At 46.1% G+C, this 22,105-nt stretch carries 19 protein-coding genes and 1 riboswitch; of the genes, 17 read left to right on the forward strand and 2 right to left on the reverse strand.

Annotation, left to right across the window (positions count from 1 at the left end; all coding sequences use genetic code 11):
* Window positions 1-19 precede the first annotated feature (19 nt).
* Window positions 20-2,074, reverse strand: coding sequence for a transglycosylase domain-containing protein (locus CSV74_RS12325; protein ID WP_099691875.1), 2,055 nt, complete (start codon window positions 2,072-2,074; stop codon window positions 20-22).
* Window positions 2,075-2,232: 158 nt separating this feature from the next.
* Here CSV74_RS12325 and CSV74_RS12330 point away from each other — a divergent pair, with 158 nt between their 5' ends.
* The 13 genes from CSV74_RS12330 (at window position 2,233) to CSV74_RS12390 (ending at window position 14,252) form a co-directional block, all read left to right on the forward strand.
* Window positions 2,233-2,649 (forward strand): YwiB family protein, encoded by a 417-nt coding sequence (locus CSV74_RS12330; RefSeq protein ID WP_099691876.1) that lies wholly within the window; start codon window positions 2,233-2,235, stop codon window positions 2,647-2,649.
* Window positions 2,646-4,313, forward strand: a complete 1,668-nt coding sequence (gene argS / locus CSV74_RS12335) for an arginine--tRNA ligase (protein ID WP_099691877.1) — start codon at window positions 2,646-2,648, stop codon at window positions 4,311-4,313. The genes CSV74_RS12330 and argS overlap by 4 nt, the downstream gene beginning before the upstream one ends.
* 594 nt (window positions 4,314-4,907) lie before the next feature.
* Window positions 4,908-5,034, forward strand: a riboswitch (cobalamin riboswitch).
* A gap of 140 nt (window positions 5,035-5,174) precedes the next feature.
* Window positions 5,175-6,161 carry an ABC transporter substrate-binding protein gene (locus CSV74_RS12340; protein WP_099691878.1) on the forward strand — a complete coding sequence of 329 codons (987 nt, stop codon included), beginning with the start codon at window positions 5,175-5,177 and terminating at the stop codon, window positions 6,159-6,161.
* On the forward strand, window positions 6,154-7,146 hold the full coding sequence (locus CSV74_RS12345; RefSeq protein WP_099691879.1) for a FecCD family ABC transporter permease: 993 nt from the start codon (window positions 6,154-6,156) through the stop codon (window positions 7,144-7,146). The genes CSV74_RS12340 and CSV74_RS12345 overlap by 8 nt, the downstream gene beginning before the upstream one ends.
* Before the next feature lie 2 nt (window positions 7,147-7,148).
* Window positions 7,149-8,621 (forward strand): adenosylcobinamide amidohydrolase, encoded by a 1,473-nt coding sequence (locus CSV74_RS12350; RefSeq protein ID WP_099691880.1) that lies wholly within the window; start codon window positions 7,149-7,151, stop codon window positions 8,619-8,621.
* Window positions 8,621-9,574: an adenosylcobinamide-phosphate synthase CbiB gene (gene cbiB / locus CSV74_RS12355; RefSeq protein WP_099691894.1), complete on the forward strand. Its 954-nt coding sequence runs from the start codon at window positions 8,621-8,623 to the stop codon at window positions 9,572-9,574. The genes CSV74_RS12350 and cbiB overlap by 1 nt, the downstream gene beginning before the upstream one ends.
* Window positions 9,561-10,634: a threonine-phosphate decarboxylase CobD gene (cobD, locus tag CSV74_RS12360; RefSeq protein WP_099691881.1), complete on the forward strand. Its 1,074-nt coding sequence runs from the start codon at window positions 9,561-9,563 to the stop codon at window positions 10,632-10,634. Before cbiB ends, cobD begins: the two co-directional genes overlap by 14 nt.
* Window positions 10,616-11,188: a bifunctional adenosylcobinamide kinase/adenosylcobinamide-phosphate guanylyltransferase gene (locus CSV74_RS12365; protein WP_029053486.1), complete on the forward strand. Its 573-nt coding sequence runs from the start codon at window positions 10,616-10,618 to the stop codon at window positions 11,186-11,188. Before cobD ends, CSV74_RS12365 begins: the two co-directional genes overlap by 19 nt.
* Window positions 11,185-12,003 carry a cobyric acid synthase gene (locus CSV74_RS12370; RefSeq protein WP_099691882.1) on the forward strand — a complete coding sequence of 273 codons (819 nt, stop codon included), beginning with the start codon at window positions 11,185-11,187 and terminating at the stop codon, window positions 12,001-12,003. Before CSV74_RS12365 ends, CSV74_RS12370 begins: the two co-directional genes overlap by 4 nt.
* Window positions 12,004-12,015: 12 nt before the next feature.
* The gene (gene cobS / locus CSV74_RS12375) at window positions 12,016-12,780 is read left to right on the forward strand and encodes an adenosylcobinamide-GDP ribazoletransferase (protein ID WP_099691883.1); all 765 of its coding nucleotides are present in this window, start codon (window positions 12,016-12,018) and stop codon (window positions 12,778-12,780) included.
* Entirely contained in the window at window positions 12,741-13,334 is a 594-nt protein-coding gene (locus CSV74_RS12380; protein ID WP_099691884.1) for a histidine phosphatase family protein, read from the forward strand. Before cobS ends, CSV74_RS12380 begins: the two co-directional genes overlap by 40 nt.
* Window positions 13,286-13,669, forward strand: coding sequence for a bifunctional adenosylcobinamide kinase/adenosylcobinamide-phosphate guanylyltransferase (locus tag CSV74_RS12385; RefSeq protein ID WP_099691885.1), 384 nt, complete (start codon window positions 13,286-13,288; stop codon window positions 13,667-13,669). The genes CSV74_RS12380 and CSV74_RS12385 overlap by 49 nt, the downstream gene beginning before the upstream one ends.
* 1 nt (window position 13,670) lies before the next feature.
* On the forward strand, window positions 13,671-14,252 hold the full coding sequence (locus CSV74_RS12390) for a cob(I)yrinic acid a,c-diamide adenosyltransferase (protein ID WP_099670305.1): 582 nt from the start codon (window positions 13,671-13,673) through the stop codon (window positions 14,250-14,252).
* A 369-nt stretch (window positions 14,253-14,621) separates the two neighbouring features.
* Here CSV74_RS12390 and CSV74_RS12395 read toward each other — a convergent pair whose 3' ends face one another.
* The gene (locus tag CSV74_RS12395; RefSeq protein WP_099691886.1) at window positions 14,622-15,821 is read right to left on the reverse strand and encodes an iron-containing alcohol dehydrogenase; all 1,200 of its coding nucleotides are present in this window, start codon (window positions 15,819-15,821) and stop codon (window positions 14,622-14,624) included.
* A 418-nt stretch (window positions 15,822-16,239) separates the two neighbouring features.
* Between CSV74_RS12395 and CSV74_RS12400 the strand changes: the two genes are divergently transcribed.
* From CSV74_RS12400 to CSV74_RS12415, 4 genes are all read left to right on the forward strand, one after another.
* Window positions 16,240-18,477, forward strand: coding sequence for a (Fe-S)-binding protein (locus CSV74_RS12400; RefSeq protein ID WP_099691887.1), 2,238 nt, complete (start codon window positions 16,240-16,242; stop codon window positions 18,475-18,477).
* 156 nt (window positions 18,478-18,633) lie between these two features.
* Window positions 18,634-19,824 carry an acetyl-CoA C-acetyltransferase gene (locus tag CSV74_RS12405; protein WP_099691888.1) on the forward strand — a complete coding sequence of 397 codons (1,191 nt, stop codon included), beginning with the start codon at window positions 18,634-18,636 and terminating at the stop codon, window positions 19,822-19,824.
* A gap of 15 nt (window positions 19,825-19,839) precedes the next feature.
* Window positions 19,840-20,691 carry a 3-hydroxybutyryl-CoA dehydrogenase gene (locus CSV74_RS12410; RefSeq protein ID WP_099691889.1) on the forward strand — a complete coding sequence of 284 codons (852 nt, stop codon included), beginning with the start codon at window positions 19,840-19,842 and terminating at the stop codon, window positions 20,689-20,691.
* Window positions 20,692-20,723: 32 nt separating this feature from the next.
* Window positions 20,724-21,860 carry an acyl-CoA dehydrogenase gene (locus tag CSV74_RS12415; protein ID WP_099691890.1) on the forward strand — a complete coding sequence of 379 codons (1,137 nt, stop codon included), beginning with the start codon at window positions 20,724-20,726 and terminating at the stop codon, window positions 21,858-21,860.
* The last annotated feature ends 245 nt before the right edge of the window (window positions 21,861-22,105 follow it).

Here is a 22,105-nt window from a genome sequence, read left to right on the forward strand (position 1 = left end):
ATAACCCAAAACTCACCAATCACTCAAAAAACGAAAACGGGAACAATTCCATTTTAGAATTTTCCTCTTCTCCCGAATGCTGTTCTCTCAACGAGCGATCCGTACATAACTTCTGCGGTACGTCTTTATCCTTCACGTAGATCAATCGTTGCTTCGCACATTCATTGACTGCAATTCCACCAGTTTCGATATCTACAATGACACCTTGCACGCCAGAAGGGGGGAGGAATGGTTGTGGCGCTGTACCCTCATGTGCCGCTTCCATAAAATCAATCCACACTTTTTTCGAGACAGTTTTATCTTCCAAATTCTCGAGTTGCTTGCCGCGGTCGAACCCTGTCCAAATTCCAGCTGTTAATGTGGGCGAGAATCCAATCAAATACTGATCCGATATCGTCGTTCCGGACTTTGCAGCATAAGGCCGTGATTGTTTCGGACGCATGGATAGGCCTGTAGAGGTTAAATAATCATTAAAGACGGGGTCGAACATCCCTGTCATCAAATGTGTCAGCACAAACGCGTCTTGTTCCGACATTGCTTGCTTCGGTTTCTTCGAAGGGTGCTCATAGACCAGTTTTCCGTTCGCATCCGTAATCGATAGAATCATTTGGGGCTCAACCTGTTTCCCTTCTGACGCAATGCGATTATACGCTGTCGTCATCTCGAACAGCGTCAAGTCGGAAGTTCCTAGAGCAACTGCAGGCGATTCGGGAAACGTGACGTCGATACCGAGTCGTTGCGCCATTTTCGTGTACGGCTTGTAACCCACTTGCTCAAGCGTCTTGACTGCATAAATATTATCCGAAATCGCAATCGCCTGTGCCAATGAAATCGGCTTCGCCGCAAACTCCCCGTTAATATTGCTTGGTTCATATGTCGAACGACCGTCATCATACGTAAACAGCGTTTTTTCAGCTGTCATGAACGTTAAAGGATTCATCCCTTTTTCTAGCGCTGCCGCATAGAGGATCGGCTTCATCGCAGACCCTGGCTGACGCTTCGCTTGAGTCACCCGGTTGAAGGAGCTATCGCCAAAATCCACACCGCCTATCATCGACGTAACAAAACCTGTATCTGCGGCCATTGAAATGAATCCAACTTGCAGATCATTTTCAGGCATTGCTTGTTTAATTGCTTGTTCCGCCGCTTGCTGGTGCTGTTGATTCAGCGTCGTTCGGATTTGCCAGCCACCTTCCGCTGGTGCTCGACCTTTCGAAGCGAGAATGTCTTCTGCTTGTTGCCACGCAGCATCCAAAAAGTAAGGTGCCACTTGCTTCATATCTTTCCAACTATCTGTCTTGAGTACAATTTCCTCTTCTATTGCTCGTTCTTTCTGTTCAGTAGAAATATAGTCATAGCGCTCCATTTGATTCAGTACGAGCAATTGACGGTCACGTGAATTTTCAGGATGATCAAGTGGTGAATAAATGGAAGGGCCTTTTGCGATCGCCGCAATCGTAGCCGCTTCCTCTAATGTCAGGTCTTTCGCGGCTTTTGAGAAATAAAACCGGCTCGCCGCTTCCACTCCGTACATTCCGTGACCGAAGTAGACGGTATTTAAATAACCTTCCAAAATCGTATCCTTGTCATAGAAGATTTCCAGTCGATAGGCAAACAGCGCTTCATGGAGTTTCCGTGACCAAGACTTTTCGTGCGTCAAATACAGATTTCGCGCATATTGCATAGTAATCGTACTCGCTCCCTGTGCCTTACTCATCGTTTTGACATCCTTAAGAACTGCACCCGCAATCCGTTTATAATCAAATCCATTATGCGAATAAAATTGCTTATCTTCCGTTGCAACGAAGGCATCCGAAAGATAAGGCGACATATCAGACAGCTTCATCCAATAACGTCGATGTTGTGAAAAATGATCTCCAATCTGATGTCCACTATGATCAAGGAACAAGGAAGCCTTTGGTACGCTCAATGAAGGGGCACCAAGTACTTGAGCATATATTCGAAGGGCGATTAAGACAGTTAGGATTGCGGCTATTGACGTGATCGACAGAGATAATACAATCTTTTTCCATTTTTTACGATTTGTAGACTTTATATAATCGGTACGTTTCATTGCGCATCACATCCCGTTCCATTCAGTATCTTTTGACAGTATGGTACGGTTATGGACGGATTAAACGGTTCGTAGGAAAAGTTTAGATGTGTAACATTGAAACTAATGCCAGAAGAAGTGTATAATGAGTGAATCTATTTACTTAAGGCGGTGAACGAATGGAAGCGCCAAAAATGGAAGTTCAGCTCCGTTCCGTTATTCAACATCCAGACCAGCAAGCAGAAACGCATACGATGCAGGCAACTGGAGAACTCATTGAGAAAAAAGGACAGGCTTACTTATTGTTTGAAGAACGAACAGAAGGAATGCCATCAGTCCGAACGACCGTGAAATTACATGCCGATGATGCCTTCATCATGCGTAAGGGCGGCGTACAGATGCGATTGCCTTTCAGACAGGACGATGTCCGTTTCGGTACGTACGGTAATGGTCCTGCCGTTATGGATTTAGCCGTTCATACCAATCAACTGGAGTGGGTACCAGGACGCTTTACAGTAGCGTACGACTTACATTCAGACGAAAGTTTATTAGGGAAATACCATTTGACAATAACCTACTCGGAGGTAACACAATGAATGCAGTAGAGCAGATTCAACATGAAATTAAAGTAGCATTGCACGAAGCGATTGAAAAAGCACAATTAGTAGAAGGTGCAGAAATTCCGGAAATTAAACTGGAATCACCAAGAAGTAAAGAGAACGGTGACTATGCAGCGAATATCGCCATGCAGTTGACGAAACTAGCAAAAAAGCCACCACGGGCAATCGCGGAAAGTATTTTGGAGCACCTCGATACGACGAACACAGCAATTGACTCCATTGAAATCGCTGGACCTGGCTTCCTCAATATTCGCTTGAAAACAGACAGCCTTGGAAATATCGTGAAGACCGTCCTTGATCAAGGAGCTGACTACGGACGTTCCGACAGTGGACAACAACAAAAAATTCAAGTTGAATTCGTCTCAGCGAACCCAACAGGCGACTTGCACTTAGGGCACGCACGCGGAGCTTCGCTAGGCGATTCATTATGTAATATTCTCGATAAAGCAGGCTATGACGTAGCGCGCGAATACTATATAAACGATGCAGGTAATCAAATAAACAACTTGGCGTTATCTATAGACGTTCGTTATTTCGAAGCGCTTGGATTGGAAAAAGAAATGCCTGAAGATGGCTATCGTGGTGCAGATATTATCACGATCGCAAAAGGCCTGGTCGAACAATACGGCGACAAGTATGTCGATGTTCCAGAAGAAGAGCGACTGGCATTTTTCCGTGAGCACGGCTTGAATATCGAACTGGATAAACTGAAGAAAGACTTGGCGGACTTCCGCGTTCATTTTGATAACTGGTTCTCAGAGACGTCCCTATATAACAACGGCAAGATTGAAGTCGCACTTAATAAACTTCGTGAAAACGGCCATGTCTTTGAAGAAGACGGTGCCACTTGGTTCCGCTCCACTACATTTGGTGACGACAAAGACCGTGTACTAATCAAACAAGACGGTTCATTCACATACTTAACACCGGACATCGCGTATCACCAAGACAAATTGAGTCGCGGATTCGATAAACTCATCAATATTTGGGGAGCAGACCACCACGGATATATTCCACGTATGAAAGCGGCAATCCAAGCACTTGGCTATGACCGCGATACGCTCGAAGTAGAAGTGGCGCAAATGGTTCAGCTCTATAAAGACGGAGAAAAATTCAAGATGAGCAAGCGGACAGGCAAAGCAGTCACACTGCGTGAACTCGTAGAAGAAGTCGGCTTAGACGCTGTACGTTATTTCTTTGCGATGCGCTCAGGCGATGCACAAATGGACTTCGATCTAGATTTGGCAGTATCCAAATCCAATGAAAACCCTGTCTATTACGCACAATATGCACACGCACGTATTTGCTCGATTCTACGTCAGGCAAAAGAACAGAACGTAGAAGCGTCAACAGAGAACGTCACGTTATTGCAAGATGAAAAAGAGCTAGAGCTACTGAAGAAGCTCGGAGACTTCCCGAAACTAATCAGCGACTCGGCACGCATGCGCGCACCGCATCGTGTAACAACATATATCCAGGAACTAGCAGCTACATTCCATAGTTTCTACAACGCTAACAAGGTGCTTGATCCGGAAAATAAAGATCTTTCCGAAGCACGTTTGGCTTTGATTACAGCGACTAAAACGACGATTGCGAACGCGTTGAAATTAGTTGGCGTGCAAGCACCTGAAAGAATGTAATATATCAAAAAAGGCCAAGCAGATCGACTGCTTGGCCTTTTCTTTGTGAATGGGAAAGGGGAAAGCAACGTTTCGCTGCGTTCCAGGCGGACGCGTTCGGGAGGGGTCTCACCTGATATCCTCCCCGGGTCGCCGCCTCAAGTACAAAGATGTGCTCCTAACGCTTCGCTTTTACTCGCAAAAGCCGTCCTCCGTAACGGCTCTCACTTCGCTTCACTAGTGTTTCTTTCTTGAGTTAGAGAATGAAGTTCAAGAGCTTACGGGTGATTATGTTGTGAGGTCGGGAGGAAAAGGCAAAGTTTCGCTTCGTAATTCTTTGGTTTAAAAAGTTCCAATGACGCTAGACACATCAACAACTTAAAAGCGGTTCAACCTGCCAACACAACGAAAAGTAGGGAGTGAGGCGGAAGCAGGGGGCGACTCCCAGAGGATCAGGTCGACAGATGAGACAACCAAAGAGAGTGCAACGAACTGGTTGGCTCATCGCGGCCCCTCAGGAAAGCGTCCCCCTGCTGGAGCCTCACTCCCATGCCCCACTCAATCTCCTCCTATCCCCTGTACAACCAACGCTATTATCGCTATAATAAGTCATAATTACATATCTTCTAAAAAGGTTCTCAAAACTTGAGATGAAAAGCGAAATCGGTTCAAATCCGATGCGGTCCCGCCACTGTATGTGCCATGCACAAGCCAGGTCACCTGCCTTTTTAGAAAATGAAGTTCCGCAGCAACCTACGAGGATAGGTACAGTGGAAGAAATCACGTATTGATTTCATCCCGCCTAATCCTTCGAACTATCGAAGGTTTTTTTCATGTCTGCGGCTTGCGTAATGCAACACACATATTAAAGGAGGAACACACATGAAGAAGTTTTGGCAACTGATGCTGACGGCAATGCTTGCGGTACTACTACTCGCAGCATGCGGAAGTGACAGTAAAAAAGAAGAAACACCAGCAGATGAAAAACAAGCTGGCGAAGAAACGAACACAGAACAACAATCGACGGATACAACGAGTTATCCATACACCCTGACAGACGCGGCTGGCAAAGAACTTACATTTGAACAAGCGCCGGAAACTGTAATTTCATTAGTTCCAAGCAATACGGAAATTTTATTCGGTATTGATGCAGGAGATCAAGTCATTGCAGTAACAGAAAACGATGACTACCCTAAGGAAGTAACGGAGCTTGATACAGTAGGGGACTTTACGGTCAACGTGGAAAAAGTCATTTCATTGGAGCCGGAAGCAGTATTTGCACATGAAATGATGATGGGTTCAAGTGAAGAAGGATTGAATCAAATTCGTGACGCAGGCATCCCTGTGATCGTCGTACCAAATGCTGAGACATTTGACGAGACATATGAAACAATTGAACTGATTGGTGCAGTCATGGACAAAAATGTGGAAGCGAATCAAATCGTCGAAGATATGAAAACAAAAGTTGCGGATATTGAAAAGAAAGCAGCAGACATTACAGACAAGAAGCGCGTGTTTGTTGAAAACTCCGATGCACCTGAAATTTATACGCCAGGAAAGGGAACATTCCCACAGCAATTTTTAGATATGATAAACGCTGAAAACATCGTGACAGAAGAGGGCTGGATTATGATCAGTCCTGAAAAGATTGTAGATGAAAATCCGGATGTAATTTTGGCTATGTATAGTTATATTCCAAACGTCGTAGAAAACATTAAAACTCGTGACGGGTTCGATGCGGTTACTGCGATCAAAGAAGATCAAGTCATTCAATTGGATGAAGATATTACAAGCCGTACAGGTCCACGTTTAGCTGACGGATTAGAATTGTTTGCAAAAGCAGTCTATCCTGAGGTATTCGGTGAATAAAACCGCTCTCGCCTATGTCGTGTCGATTGCCACGTTGCTTGTGGCAATCTGGCTCGGCGTATCGATCGGTACAGTGAAAATACCAATAGAGACGCTATGGAATCAATCGGACGCGACCGCAAGTAATATTTTGTGGAAGATCCGTATGCCTCGTGTGTTGCTGGCGGGAATCGTCGGTGCCTCACTGGCTATTTCAGGAGCCGCTTTCCAAGGGCTGTTGAAAAACCCATTAGCTGATCCTTACACCCTCGGAGTGTCATCCGGTGCCTCTGTCGGCGCCGTGATCACACTCTTTTTTGGTATTTCTCTACCGGTTCTTGGCGCATTCACCTTACCTGTATTTAGTATGGTCGGTGCTGCAGTGACGATGTTTCTAGTGATCGGTTTTGCCCGTCTCGTCGATCGATCAATGAAAATGGAAACGATTATTTTGACAGGCATTATTTTCGGTTCGTTTCTTGGCTCCGTGCTGTCGCTGATGATCGCGTTAACGCAAGAAGAACTCCGTCAGATCGTGGGTTGGCTGCTTGGTAGCGTATCCATGCGCGGATGGAATTATATTCTAATGGTACTGCCGTTTTTCATCATCGGCTCATTCATGCTGTGGCTCAATCGTCGCGAATTGAACGCTTTATTATTCGGTGAAGAACGCGCGCATCATCTTGGGGTCAATGTCAAACAGCGTAAATTAATGATTTTGCTTGGCGGTTCGGTATTAACCGGTTCTGCTGTTGCTGTGTCTGGGACAATCGGCTTCGTGGGCCTAGTTGTCCCTCATATGACACGTATGCTATGGGGCTCTGATCACCGTCACGTGTTGCCGTTATCATTATTCAACGGTGCCTCATTATTAATCATTTGCGATCTCGTCGCACGAACGGTTATTTCGCCGGCTGAATTACCGGTCGGCGTCATTACAGCATTCATTGGCGCTCCGGTGTTTGCTTACATCTTTTACAAACAACGTAGAAAAGGAGCGATGTGAAGATGTTGCAAGTGGAGAACTTATCAGGAGGCTACGGCAAAGAACCGATTGTGCGAAATGTGTCGTTCCACGTGGAAAAAGGAGAAGTTCTTGGGATTTTAGGGCCGAATGGTAGCGGAAAGTCAACCTTACTGAAAATCATTTCGGGTATTTTGCCGAAACAAAGCGGCAAGGTAATGATTGCAGGAAAACCTTCTGGCGCATATAGCCAAAAGCAATTCGCGCAGCAAGTAGCCGTCTTGCCACAGCTTCATGCCCATGCTTTTTCCCATAGCGTGAAAGACACCGTCGCTCTCGGTCGTTATCCGTATCAGTCAGGGATTTTCTCGAGCTGGTCGGAGCTGGACGAGCAAGCGGTGCAGGAAGCGATGAACCATACAGGTGTCACGCGATATGAAAATACCGCCATTGAATTATTATCTGGAGGCGAGCAACAACGCGTATTCGTTGCGCAAGCACTCGCCCAGCAAGCACCTATTTTATTATTGGATGAACCAACGAATCATCTAGACATTGCGCATCAGCAGCAATTGCTCGATACGATCCGCAATCAAGCGAGACAGAAGGGGATCACGGTCATTTCAGTATTTCACGACATCAATCTGGCCGCTCTTTATTGCGATCGCCTGCTGCTGTTGAAGAACGGGGAAGTAGCATCAATGGGTGTACCGCAAGACGTTGTACTCGAGTCAGAGATTCATCATGTGTACAATGCGCGTGTCAAAACGCAACCCCATCCTGAAATGCCAAAGCCTCAAATGACGCTATTGCCGAACTTGCAAGAAAAGGTAGAACAGTTTTGTGTAAAGAAAGCGGACGTAATGATTCAAGAAGATCATGTCTTGTTGCAATCAAGCCAACCGTTGAAGACGATTTCTTCCGCTGTCCATAATGCAGGACTTGGTTGGTATCGGACGTTCGTCAATCGAGGTGTGCGTGCGGATTATATGATCGATGATGTCCAACGCGAGAATACGGAATACTTGCGAGCTCTTGGTTATCATCTGACAGATACAGTCGCGATGATGACTGCCGTTAGTCCTGAGCACGTTGAAGTAGAAGAGTACGAAGGAGAATTTGGCTCGATTGTCGTGGCGGTGACAGCAGGTGTCGGAAACGCAGTGGACGTTTCGAAGTCCTGGCAACGTGAAGATATTCCTTACATCGGGACGATCAACACATGGGTATTCATTAACGGCGAATTAAGTGAAGAAGCTTTCGTCCAAGCATTGATTACTGCAACAGAAGCGAAAGTGAAAGCACTGCAGGATGAGCAAGTAAAGGATCTTGAATCCGGCACGGTCGCTACAGGTACTTCGACAGACAGCTTGTTGATCGCATCGACACAGCAAGGAGAATACTTGCCATATGCCGGACCGATCACGCAACTCGGAAAGTTGATCGGTAAAGGAGTCTATGACTGTACGGTACGGGCTATTCATTCGTATCGATTAGCAGTAGGTGAGTACACATGATTCCCGCACATTTCATAGCGATCGCGATCGGCATGGTGCTCGACCGGCTCATTGGTGATCCGCCTAACTGGCCCCATCCAGTCAAATGGCTAGGTACGACGATTAGTAATTTGACTAAGCTAATGAATAAAGGCCGTATGCGGACAGTAAAAGGTGCGATTTTATGGGTAGTTATTTGCATGACAACGTTTTTTCTCGTCATCTGGCTCGTTAGTATCGCGTATCGTCTGCATCTAGTAGCGGGCATCGCGATCGAAGCGCTACTCATTGCGGCGGGACTTGCGCAAAAGAGTTTGCGTGATGCGGCTTTGTTAGTCTATGAGCCATTGAAGTCAGGAGAGATGAACGAAGCACGTGAGAAACTCAGTTGGATTGTCGGCAGAGATACGAAGAAGCTCGATGAAAGTGCGATATCCCGCGCTACGATTGAAACGGTTTCAGAAAATACGTCTGACGGAATCACAGCTCCATTATTTTGGGCATTCTTGCTCGGAGCACCAGGTTTGTGGTTGTATAAAGCGGTCAATACACTCGATTCTATGGTCGGGTACAAAGATGAGCGTTATCGTGAATTCGGAAAAGTTTCGGCTCGTATGGATGATCTCTTTAACTGGATACCTTCAAGAATTACAGGATTGCTGATTCTATTGTTCACTCCGAATAAAGGTGGACATTCATTAAAAAAGCGGATTAGCGGCTGGTTAGGCGATGCCAAAAAGCATATGAGTCCGAATAGCGGCTATCTCGAAGCAGCAACGGCTTGGCAACTTAATATCCAGTTAGGCGGCAGCAGTACATATCGCGGAGTAGTATCGGAACGAGCGGTACTTGGTCCAGCAGTCATTGCGAATAAAGACCATATTCATTCCGCTACGTACCAAATGCAAGTCGTGTCTTGGACTTTCTGGTCACTAGGCACAGTATTAGGAGGGATTTTCTATGCGATTGCCTGAACACGGTGCAAACAGCAAACGACTATATGTATCAATGAATATTCCATTGCCTGATGAAGTGCTCGATTTCAGTGAAAACTGTAATCCGGCAGGACCTCCACCGTCCGTAGTGGAAGCATGGCCTACGTTGATTTCGACGCTCAACAGCTATCCCGATCCAGACGGTCAGCCATTTCGTTCGGCAGTTTCGCTCTTTCATCAAGTAGACGAACAACAGGTACTTGTCGGCAACGGTGCGGCAGAAATACTATCTCTATTGGCAGGGAGCTACCGAGGGAAACGCGTCCTCTTAATTGACCCAACGTTTTCTGAATATCGCGCGACGCTTGAAGTGAACGGCGCAGAGGTCGTATCGCTTCAAGCTAGTGAAGCAGAAGGTTTTCAATTACCTATGCGCCAAATTCTAGAAGCATTACCTGAAGCGGATGCGCTGTATATTTGCACACCTAATAATCCGACAGGCTTGTTGCCTTCAAAAAATGAGCTACTAACAATTATAGAAGCTGCTAAAAATAGTTCAACAGATGTTGTGCTAGACGAAGCGTTCATCGATTTTGTCGATGAATCAAAGTCCTTTATTCCCCAAGTCGCGAACTATCCGAACTTGTTAATTGTGCGCTCGATGACGAAAATGTACGCGATACCTGGTATCCGTCTCGGGTATATAATCGCTCACCCTGAACGAATCAAAACGCTTAAACAACGAGCTTCCCACTGGCATGTTAACGGACTCGCTGCTGAAATCGGGGTGTTATGTCTGCAGGAAGAAGCGTATCGTCAACAGGCGATTTTGCATGCACAAACGGAGCGCTTAAAGATGGCGCAGTTCTTGCGCTCGCAAGGCTGTGAAGTACTCGATTCTTCGGCAAATTATCTCGTCATGAAGCCTCTGCAAGATACGAAGAAGCTGTATACAGATTTATTGAAACAAGGCATCGTCCTGCGTCACTCTGAAAACTTCCGCGGGATGGACGGGCACTGGTTACGGATTGGCATGAAGTCCAAACCGATGATGGATACACTGCGGGAGGCGATGGATCAATGGTTCAAGCAACAATAACATTCATCAGTGGCGGTGCACGCAGTGGGAAAAGTGCTTATGCAGAACGTCTGCTTACGAATCAACCAGCAGGTCGCCATGTCTATATCGCATCCGGTGTAGCAGCCGATGAAGAGATGAAGCAACGGATTGATCAACATAAAGAAGATCGTCGACATGCGAATTGGCACACAATCGAGCAACCGAAAAACCTCCATGAAGTGATGCCGTTTCTAAAGCCAGGCGATCTCGTTTTATGGGATTGCCTCACTACGTGGCTCGCGAATGAAATGTATGAAGGATACGAAGAAGGTACACCTTGCGTTTCGCGTTTGGGATGTTTAGAACAAAAGCAGGGGAAATTACTTCGTACGATTAAGCAAATGAAAGAAATCGTCTCCCATTTAGTCATTGTTTCGAATGAAGTCCTCGATGAGTGGCCGCAATACGAAGAGGAGACGGAAATCTACCGCCGAACAATTGGTAAGCTTCATCAACAAATCGTGGAATTTGCTGATCACGCGATTGAAATGGATCACGGTATTCCAATCGTCTGGAAAGGGGAACATTTATGAACGGATTAATGATCGTTGGCACGGCGTCAGATGTCGGTAAAACAATGATTTGCACCGCGTTATGCCGACTGCTTGCGAATGAAGGCGTTCGTGTAGCGCCTTTCAAATCACAAAACATGTCCGGCTTCTCTGAAACAGTAGCAGACGGACGTGAAATCAGTCGGTCCCAATTCCAGCAGGCACAAGCAGCTCGCACTCAACCGATCGCTGAAATGAATCCCATTTTGATGAAGCCGCAAGAAAACTTGCAGGCCGAAGTTCTATTGATGGGAGTGCCGCTTGAAACGATAGACGGGCAGACCTTTCGTGAAGAGTATTTTGACAAAGGTCTTGAAACGATCCAACAGGCGTTACATTATTTGTCCAATCACTACGACTCGCTGATCATCGAAGGAGCGGGGAGTACCACCGAAGTAAATTTGATGGACCGTGAACTGACGAATATGCGCGTCGCGGAACTAGCAGATGTGCCTGTCCTACTAGTTGCAGACATTTCTAAAGGCGGTGCATTTGCCTCGATTGTCGGCACCCTTCAACTTCTTTCAGAAGAGAGACGTCAGCGTGTCAAAGGGATTATTATTAATAAATTTTACGGTGACGCTTCCTATTTCGAAGATGGCGTGAAATTCATTGAACAATACACGGGGATTCCGGTTGCGGGTGTCATTCCTGTGTTAGAAAACCATGGAATTCCAGAAGAAGATATGGATCATATCACGCTTCCTGCAACGGAAGGTGTCGATGTCTACGAACAATGGGCGGCTCACGTCAAGAGACATATCGACTGGCCGTTAATTCAATCTATTTTGGCGTAAAGGAGCGAGAAGATGAATAGCATTTTATTAGCGCTCCAATTTTTCACATCGCTACCTGTTCATAAAGAACTGCCGCTCGGGAAAAAAGAAGTATCCGGCATGTATATTGCGCTGCCGTTCGTCGGTGGCGGAATCGGTCTACTGCTGGCGGGAGTTGCCTATATCACGAGTGATTTCAATAGTTTCCTTGCGGCGGTACTCATTTTGCTTGCGGGACTCATTGCGACAGGAGGCTTGCATGTAGACGGTTTTGCAGATCTTGGCGATGCATTCTTTTCCTATCAAGATCGTGAAAAACGCCTGACTATTATGGATGACCCGCGACTCGGCGCATTCGGCACGTTGTCGTTACTCGTTTTACTCTGTTTGAAAATCGGTCTATTCATTGAAATTCTGCAGCTTGTAAACGGTTGGGCACTGCTCGTGGCGGTGCCGATTCTCTCCCGCGCCGCTTTAGTAGGGTATTACACAGTAACGAAAACTGCGAAACCAAGCGGCATTGCGCACTTTTTCAAACAACACTTCCTGCGCGGGCGGATGCTAGTTGCTGTAAGTATAATCAGTATAGTAACGGTTGTTCTGTTAAGTATTCAATACCGTTCCATTTTATTACTCCCGGTCATGCTACTCGTCATCTGCTTGTCGATCTGGCTTTATAATCAATGGACAATCAAACATTTTGGCGGTGTCACAGGGGATTTATGTGGAGCGTTCATTGAAGGAATGGAGGTGCTATTATGGCTCGTCCTTATCGTATATTTCTCGTTCGGCATTTAAAGACGACTGCGAATGCACAGAAGATATATTGTGGGTGGACGGATAGCGGATTGGTTTCTTTAGAAGGCGAGGCCATTGAGTTTCCAGTAGCTGTCCAACAGGTAGTTGGTAGTGACTTGATTAGAACCCGTCAAACAGCGGCCATTTATTTTCCACAAATAGACTTTACGGCCGATCCGCGATGGCGGGAATGTAATTTCGGGGACTTTGAAGAACAAACGTATGATCAGTTGAAAAATGATCCCGACTATCGCAACTGGCTAGACGATTCTTGGAACACACCACCGCGCAATGGGGAAACATTGCAGCAGGTTAAGTTACGCGTGTTGAATGCATTAGCTGAACTGCCGAATGAAGCAGTCGTCGTGACGCATGGCGGCGTGATTCGTGTAGTGCTCGATACATTCACCCAAGATCAACGTTCATTTTGGGAATGGGACGTAACCAACGGCTCCATTTGGCAACTCGAATGGGCTAGCGAAAAAGAATTCAAGGAGGGGAAGCCATGCACGTCTTTATCGGAGGTGCCTATAACGGCAAAACGGACTATGTGAGACGTTGGATTGGCGATACGGCGGCATGTTTCTGTACAATGGATACAGCAGCAACCGCTAACCCCGGTGAAACACTCATCATTACCGATTTACACGAGTGGCTGATGACGACAGACATAACAGAAACAGAAGCAGGTAACGCGGTGCGCGAAATGAGTGGACCGAACACCGTCTTCATTTTGACGGAAATCGGGCGAGGCATTGTACCGCTTGACGCACAGCAACGGGAACTCCGCGATCGATGCGGCCGTTTGTATCAGCAATTATTCGCAGAAGCAACAACTGTTACAAGAATTTGGTATGGTATTCCTCAAACAATTAAAGGAGTGAAGTGAAATGAAAATCTATACGAAGACTGGCGATAAAGGAACGACAAGTTTAATTGGTGGACGCGTCGCGAAAGACGATTTGCGCGTCGAAGCATACGGCACGATCGATGAACTGAATTCATTCATCGGTAAAGCGATGACGGAACTTGACGGAGAGAAGTTTGCAGATATTCTAACCGATCTCGAGACGATCCAAAATGAATTATTCGACGGTGGCGGCGACTTAGCGAACGTTATGAAAGAGCGTCATTACAAGCTCGACGAAGAACCTGTCACAGTTCTTGAAAATCGAATTGATAAGCTAATGGAAGAAGCGCCTGAACTAGAACGCTTCATCCTACCAGGTGGCTCACCAGCTGCAGCAACATTACACATCGCGCGTACCGTCACACGCCGCGCTGAACGTGTAACCGTTACGTTGATGAACGCAGCAGACGACGTATCACCGGTTGTTGGACGCTACTTGAACCGTCTGTCGGACTACCTATTCGTAGCGGCACGCATCGTGAACGCTCGACTCGGCATTTCGGACAATGAATACGTCCGCAGCGCAAAAGTATTCCGCACGAATGAGAAAAAAGATAAGTAATCATGAGTAAACAAGGCCCCCTGTTAGTGCCAGGGGCCTTGTTTTTTGTGGTGTGGCGTTCAATGAGTCTGCGTGTCCGCTCATTGTCGAGGCCAAAGCGCTCAAAGTGTCCGCGTATCCGCTCAATGTCGAGACTAAAGCGCTCAAAGTGTCTGCGTGTTCGCTCAATGCCGAGGCTTAATCGATCAATGCGTCTGCGTGTCCGCTCATTGCCGAGGCCTAAGCGCTCAATGTTTCTGCGTATCCGCTCAATGTCGAGGCTAAAGCGCTCAAAGTGTCCCATATTCGCTCATTCTCCAGACCAAAACGCTCAATGCCCCCGCCCATCCGCTCAATCCAACCCCGCATCCGCTCAATCCCCAAACCACATCAAACCCGAATCACCTCATACAACTCCGTAAACTCTCTCTTACTCAAAATCTTCGGTACAGGATACAATGGATTCGCTTCTGCAAAGGCGCGTTTAACCATTAACGGAATATCTTCAACCATAATTCCATCCACCTGCTCCGGGATATTCATCGCATGATTCAACGCCCGAATTTCCTCGATAAACTTCTCGGCCTTCATTCGCCTCGTATCCGAATGACTTGTAATGCCAATTAAATCAGCCAACTCAGAAAGTGGGTCGTATACACTTTTGCCGTAATACTCGAGCACGTGTGGCAAAATAATCGCATTCGCTAATCCGTGTGGCATGCTGTAAAATCCGCCGAGCGTGTGTGCAATAGCATGGACATTTCCGACATACGCCCTTGTAAATGCTTTGCCTGCTAAATAAGAAGCCCATTGCATATTCGTTCGCGCAGTCAAATTATCTCCATTGCGATACGCTTCATATAAATTTGAGAATACGAGTTGCACTACTTCACGGCTATCATTCCACGTTTCATACGTATTACTGTTGCCAATATACGCTTCCACTGCGTGCGTTAACGCATCCATTCCAGTAGCGGCGGTAATCGCTGGCGGCAACTTCATTGTCAATAATGGATCGAGTACAGCGTAGTGGGGGATCAGTGACGTATCATTGATCGCATACTTCTCAAGCGTCTCACTATTCGTCACGACTGCAGCAAGCGTTGCTTCACTTCCGGTTCCCGCTGTCGTAGGTACCGTGAACAACGTAGGGATTTGCTTGCGCACGTGGAATAAACCTTTCAACTCGGGAATCTGTTTCTCAGGTCTCGCAATTCTTGCACCCACTGCTTTTGCACAATCAATCGGAGATCCGCCACCGAACGCAATGAGCGCTTCGCAATCATTTGCTACGTACAAGCCACGTGCTTCTTCGATATTGACTATCGTGGGATTCGCGACAGTTTGGTCATACACCAAGTATTTGATGCCGAGTGAATTGAGCCCAACTAGCATGACGTCTAGTAAACCTAGCTTGGCGATGTCGCGATCCGTAATAATGAGCACACTATGAATTCCAAGACTTTTCACTTTCCCCGCAAGGCCTTCCAAACTACCAGGCCCGACTAGTAGCTCAGGCTCTCGCCAAGGTAAAAAATTCATTCCCACTTTGAGTCCTTTTTGAAATAAACGCGCATTCAATCGATACATAACAAAACCCCTTTCCAATGTTAGCAACACATTATGAAAACGTTATCATGAAATGGTCAAATTTGCTATATTCAGATATAATGAAAATAGAGTATTGTAATATCCTAGATAATAATGTGCTAGATGTGTAGAGAATATAATTTTGCTAATTTGGAACGATTCCAGGCCCTATATAAATTTGTAAATTAAAGTAACATAACGATAAAGCCTATAATAGAGGGACTGTGTGAGAGAATAATCACAAAAAATAAATAACTACTTGACAAAAAGGGCTTTCAACCATAGTAAGAAAATAAAAAATAAACTTTTAAAAACTGTTGACTGAATGATCATTCATTATTACACTAGATATAGAATATTATTGAAAGCGGTTTCTTAAAGGGGATCTCAAGTAGAAGAAATGGAAGGGGAATAAGAGATGAATATACTACTCATCGCAAACTGGATTTTATTTGTAGCAGTTGTCGTATACGGCTTTGGTCTATTCCTATATCTATTAAAAACTCGCTACGAATTCATCCGACTGGGGAGAAAAGAAGAATTCGACAATGACGTCAAAGCGCGACTAAAGAAAATTTGGGTGTATGTATTTGGACAAAAGAAACTATTGAAAGATAAAAAGAGTGGGGCCATCCACGTCATGTTCTTTTATGGCTTCCTACTCGTTCAATTCGGAGCAATTGACCTGATTTGGAAAGGCTTAAAGCCAGGATCACATCTACCACTTGGCCCGTTGTACCCGGCATTTACATTCTTCCAAGAGATTGTCGTATTCGTTATCCTAGTAGCGGTCGTATGGGCATTCTACCGTCGTTACATGGAGAAACTAGTTCGTCTAAAGCGCGGTTGGAAATCCGGTCTAGTTCTTATATTTATTGGACTACTTATGCTTTCCACACTGGTCGCTAACGGTGCGAACATGATTTGGCATAATGAAGGCACTACATGGACAGAGCCTATGGCATCGCTCATCGCAACTGTATTCAGCGCTGTTCCAACAGGCGTAGCCGTTACCATATTCTTTGTTGGCTGGTGGGTACACTTACTGACATTGCTGACGTTCCTAGTGTATGTACCACAATCTAAGCACGCGCACTTGATCGCAGGTCCGGCAAACGTTTATTTCCACCGGTTAGACCATGCAGGACGTTTGAAACCAATCGATTTTGAAGCACTTGAAGAAATCGAAGACGAAGACGATATGCCGCCACTTGGTGTAGGCAAGATCACGGACTTCACACAAGCGCAAATGATCGACTTCTATGCATGTGTAGAATGTGGACGTTGTACAAATATGTGTCCGGCAACAGGTACAGGTAAAATGCTGTCACCGATGGACTTGATCACGAAGCTACGTGATCACTTAACAAACACAGGTGCTGTCATGACGAAGCAACAGCCATGGGTACCTCAACTACTATTTAAAAACTCACAAGGAAATCAATTGGCACTCGCTGCTACGGCAGAAGGAATGACAATGGACGAACTATACAATCCTTCATTGATCGGCGACGTCATCACAGAAGAAGAAATCTGGGCATGTACGACGTGCCGTAACTGTGAAGATCAGTGTCCTGTAATGAATGAACACGTAGATAAAATTATTGATCTTCGTCGTTATCTTGTTATGACGGAAGGGAAGATGAACCCAGATGCACAGCGCGCGATGACCAACATCGAACGTCAAGGTAATCCATGGGGCCTTAACCGTAAAGAGAAAGAAAACTGGAGAGATGCACGTCCAGACTTGCACATCCCGACAGTGAAGGAAGCGAAAAAAGCTGGAGAAGACTTTGAATACTTACTATGGGTTGGTTCTATGGGAGCGTTTGATAACCGCTCACAGAAAATCGCTCTATCGTTCGCACATTTATTGAATGAAGCAGGGGTAAGCTTTGCGATTCTTGGTAACAAAGAGAAGAACTCAGGAGACACACCACGTCGTCTCGGGAATGAATTCTTATTCCAAGAGCTCGCAACAGCAAATATCGCAGAATTTGAAAAAGCGAGCGTCTCGAAAATTGTTACGATCGATCCGCACGCATACAATATCTTCAAAAATGAATACCCAGATTTCGGACTGCAAGTCATCGTTAAACACCATACCGAGTTGCTACACGAACTGGTTATGGCAGGCAAGCTAGTACCGAAACATGCAATCGATGAAGTCATCACATTCCACGATTCTTGTTACCTAGGCCGCTACAACGATGTCTACGATCAGCCGAGAGAAATTCTTAAAGCGATTCCAGGCGTACAGTTGGTAGAAATGGAACGTAACCGTGAAGACGGCATGTGCTGTGGAGCGGGTGGCGGTATGATGTGGATGGAAGAAGATACAGGTCAGCGCGTCAACGTAGCACGTACTGAACAAGCACTTGAAGTCAGTCCGGGAATCATTTCATCAGGTTGTCCGTATTGCTTGACGATGTTGTCTGACGGAACGAAAGCTGTTGAAGTCGAAGAACAAGTCGGCACATACGATATTGCTGAACTATTGGAACGCTCGATCTTTGGAGAACACCAAACAGTCTCTGAATCTGAAGAAGTAGAGGAAATAGTAGAGTCGGAAGAAGGGATTCTGGAGCCTGAGTTAGCTGTAACGGTTGAAACAGAGGATGAAACACCGGAAACCGACGATAGAAAACAAGATTGAAATTATTGCGAATTTCGTGTCAATACCGTACAATTAAGATATCTAAAACGCTAACAATTCAATAAACTATTAATAAGAGGGTCTAAACGCCCTCTTATTTAGTAGTAAGATATCGAGCGAGCGTTCAGTCAGTAAACTACTAGGGGGAATAGAGAAATGAGAACAGTGATATTACAAGGTGCTAGAACACCATTTGGTAAATTAAGCGGTGCATTGCAAACACAAACAGCAAGCGATCTAGGCGGTATTGCTATCAAGGAAGCGCTTGCACGCGCTGGAGTACAAGGCGATCAAGTAGACGAAGTCATCATGGGGACTGTTTTACAAGCAGGGCAAGGCCAGATTCCTTCCCGTCAAGCAGCTGTTAAAGGCGGCATTCCATACGGTGTCAAGACTGAAACGATCAACAAAGTATGCGCTTCCGGAATGCGCAGTATCACACTCGCTGATCAGTTGATCCGTCTTGGGGATGAGACAACGATCGTCGCTGGTGGTATGGAATCGATGACCAACGCACCGTATTATGCAAATGTCCGTTCAGGCTTGAAAATGGGCGATAGCACATTAGTAGACGGCATGATTTATGATGGACTGACGTGTTCATTCTCCGAAGGCAATGTTCACATGGGCACATACGGAAACAGTACAGCTAACGACTTTTCAGTAAGCCGTGAAACGCAGGACAAATGGTCATTACGCAGTCATGAACGTGCACTTGAAGCGATGGAAAAAGAATTATTCGCAGAAGAAATCGTTGGAGTCAGCATTCCACAACGTAAAGGCGAGCCAGTCGTTGTGACAGAAGATGAAGGCCCGCGTAGAGGCAGTTCACTTGAAGCGTTGGCAAAACTCCGCCCAGCTTTCGGTAAAGACGGAAGTGTCACAGCTGGAAACGCACCCGGCATCAACGACGGTGCATGTGCGGTTGTGTTAATGAATGAAGATGAAGCGAAGAAGCAAGGCAAAGAACCGCTTGCTGTTATTCTAGGTCACGCGGAAGTAGCCATCGAACCGGAACGTTTCCCTGAAACACCAGGTCATGTCATCAGAGCATTACTTGAGAAAACAGGTAAAACGGCAGACGATATTGATCTATACGAAATCAATGAAGCATTCGCAGTCGTTGCCCTTGCAAGCTCACAAATCGCTGGACTAGACGAAGAAAAAGTGAACGTCAATGGTGGCGCAGTCGCACTTGGACACCCAATCGGTGCAAGCGGAGCACGTGTCGTTCTTACCTTGGCGAATGAACTAAAACGTCGCGGTGGTGGAATCGGTATCGCTGCAATCTGTTCAGGTGGCGGCCAAGGTGATGCCATCATGATCGAAGTACCAAAAACTAACTGAGCGGGGGCATTCCAGATGACAATTGAAAAAGTATTCGTAATCGGCGCAGGTCAAATGGGCGGAGGAATTGCCCAGGTCTGCGCACAGGCAGGCTATCAAGTAACTCTTCACGATCTCAATGAAGAAGCATACGACCGAGGTTTTAAGGTCATCACGAAAAACTTATCGCGCAACGTGGAAAAAGGACGTATGACAGAGGAAGAAAAAGAAGCAGTACTTGGTCGTTTCACGAAATCACTGGATATGCAAAATGCCAAAGATGCCGACATCGTCATCGAAGCGGCAGTTGAAAATATGGCAATTAAAACAAAAATCTTTGCAGAGCTAGATGAAATCACACCGGAACACACGATATTGGCAACGAACACATCTTCGTTGCCTATTACGGAAATCGGTGCAGCTACTAAACGTCCAGGAAAAGTGATCGGCATGCACTTCATGAATCCGGTACCGGTCATGCAGCTCGTTGAAGTTATCCGAGGCCTTGCTACAGATGATGATGTCTACGAAGCAGTCGAAGAGATGACGAAAAAGCTCAGCAAAACACCGGTTGAAGTGAATGACGCACCAGGATTTGTTGCGAACCGTGTACTGATGCCGATGATTAACGAGGCCATCTTCACATTGTACGAAGGTGTCGCAACAAAAGAAGCAATTGACGACGTCATGAAAATGGGAATGAATCATCCGATGGGGCCTCTGCAACTGGCAGATTTCATTGGACTCGACACATGTCTCTACATTATGGAAACATTGTATGAAGGATTCGGCGACTCGAAATACCGTCCATGCCCATTGCTGCGTAAATACGTTAAAGCAGGTTGGCACGGCAAGAAAACTGGACGCGGTTTCTATTCATACGAATAAAGGAATTAAGTTGAAAGCAAGAGGTGAAGAGGATGGATTTTACATTAACAGAAGAACAACAAATGATGCGCCAAATGGTTCGTGATTTCGCAAAGAACGAGATCGAACCTTGGATTCCCCGGATGGAAGATGGAGAATTTCCGCGTGAACTACTAGAGAAAATGGGCGAGCTTGGATTGATGGGAATTACGGCGCCTGAACAGTATGGAGGTTCAGAGATGGACTTCCTGTCATATATCATCGCGATTCACGAACTATCAAAAGTCAGTGCTGTCATGGGGGTCGTGTTGTCTGTCCATACTTCTGTTGGAATGAATCCGATCCTTTACTTCGGCACGGAAGAACAAAAGAATCGCTACTTGCCGAAAATGGCATCTGGTGAATATCTCGGTGCATTCTGTCTGACAGAAGCATCGTCCGGATCAGACGCAGGTTCATTGAAAACGAAAGCGAAGCGAGTCGACGACCACTACGTGATCAACGGCTCCAAAATGTTCATCACAAACGGTGGGGAAGCGGACGTCTACATCGTATTTGCTAACACGGCTCCTGAAAAAGGAACATACGGCATCACCGCATTCATCGTCGACCGAGACACACCGGGATTATCTATAGGTAAAGACGAAAAGAAAATGGGCCTTCACGGCTCTCGAACCGTCGCACTCAGCTTCGATAATATGAAAGTACCAGTGGAAAATAGACTAGGTGAAGAAGAAGGCGGCTTTAAAATCGCCATGGCCAACCTCGACGTCGGCCGAATCGGCATCGCCGCTCAAGCGCTAGGCATAGCAGAAGCCTCACTAGAAGCCGCGGTTGCCTACGCAAAAGAACGCGAACAATTCGGCAAACCAATCGCAGCCAACCAAGGCGTAGGATTCAAACTAGCCGACATGGCCACCGCAACAGAAGCGGCCCGACTACTAGTCTACCGCGCAGCTTGGCTACGTTCAGAAGGCAAACCATGCGGCAAAGAAGCCTCCATGGCCAAACTATTCGCATCCCAAGCATCCGTAGACAACTCCATAGAAGCCGTCCAAGTATTCGGCGGCTACGGCTACACAAAAGACTACCCAGTAGAACGCTACTTCCGCGACGCAAAAGTATGCCAAATCTACGAAGGCACAAGCGAAATCCAAAAAGTAGTCATCGCCAAACACCTAACAAACTAAAGGTAGAAGCGCTTAGGGGAGCGCATGGCGCGGTGACCTACAACAACTTACAAATTTAATGATGTCAGTTTGCTTCAACAAGTTATAAGTAGGGATTGGAGTGGAAGACAGGGCGACTCCCTCTTGGAAATACGATAGTGACAAGGTTTATCGAGTTTTGAATAAGACTAAAAATTATTTTTCGGATGTATCTGTAGTATGCATCCCCTAAAAAATATATGACTTTACGTTATCTGTAAGTAGAA

It is taken from the genome of Sporosarcina sp. P19 (assembly GCF_002743165.1).
GTDB lineage: Bacteria > Bacillota > Bacilli > Bacillales_A > Planococcaceae > Sporosarcina > Sporosarcina ureae.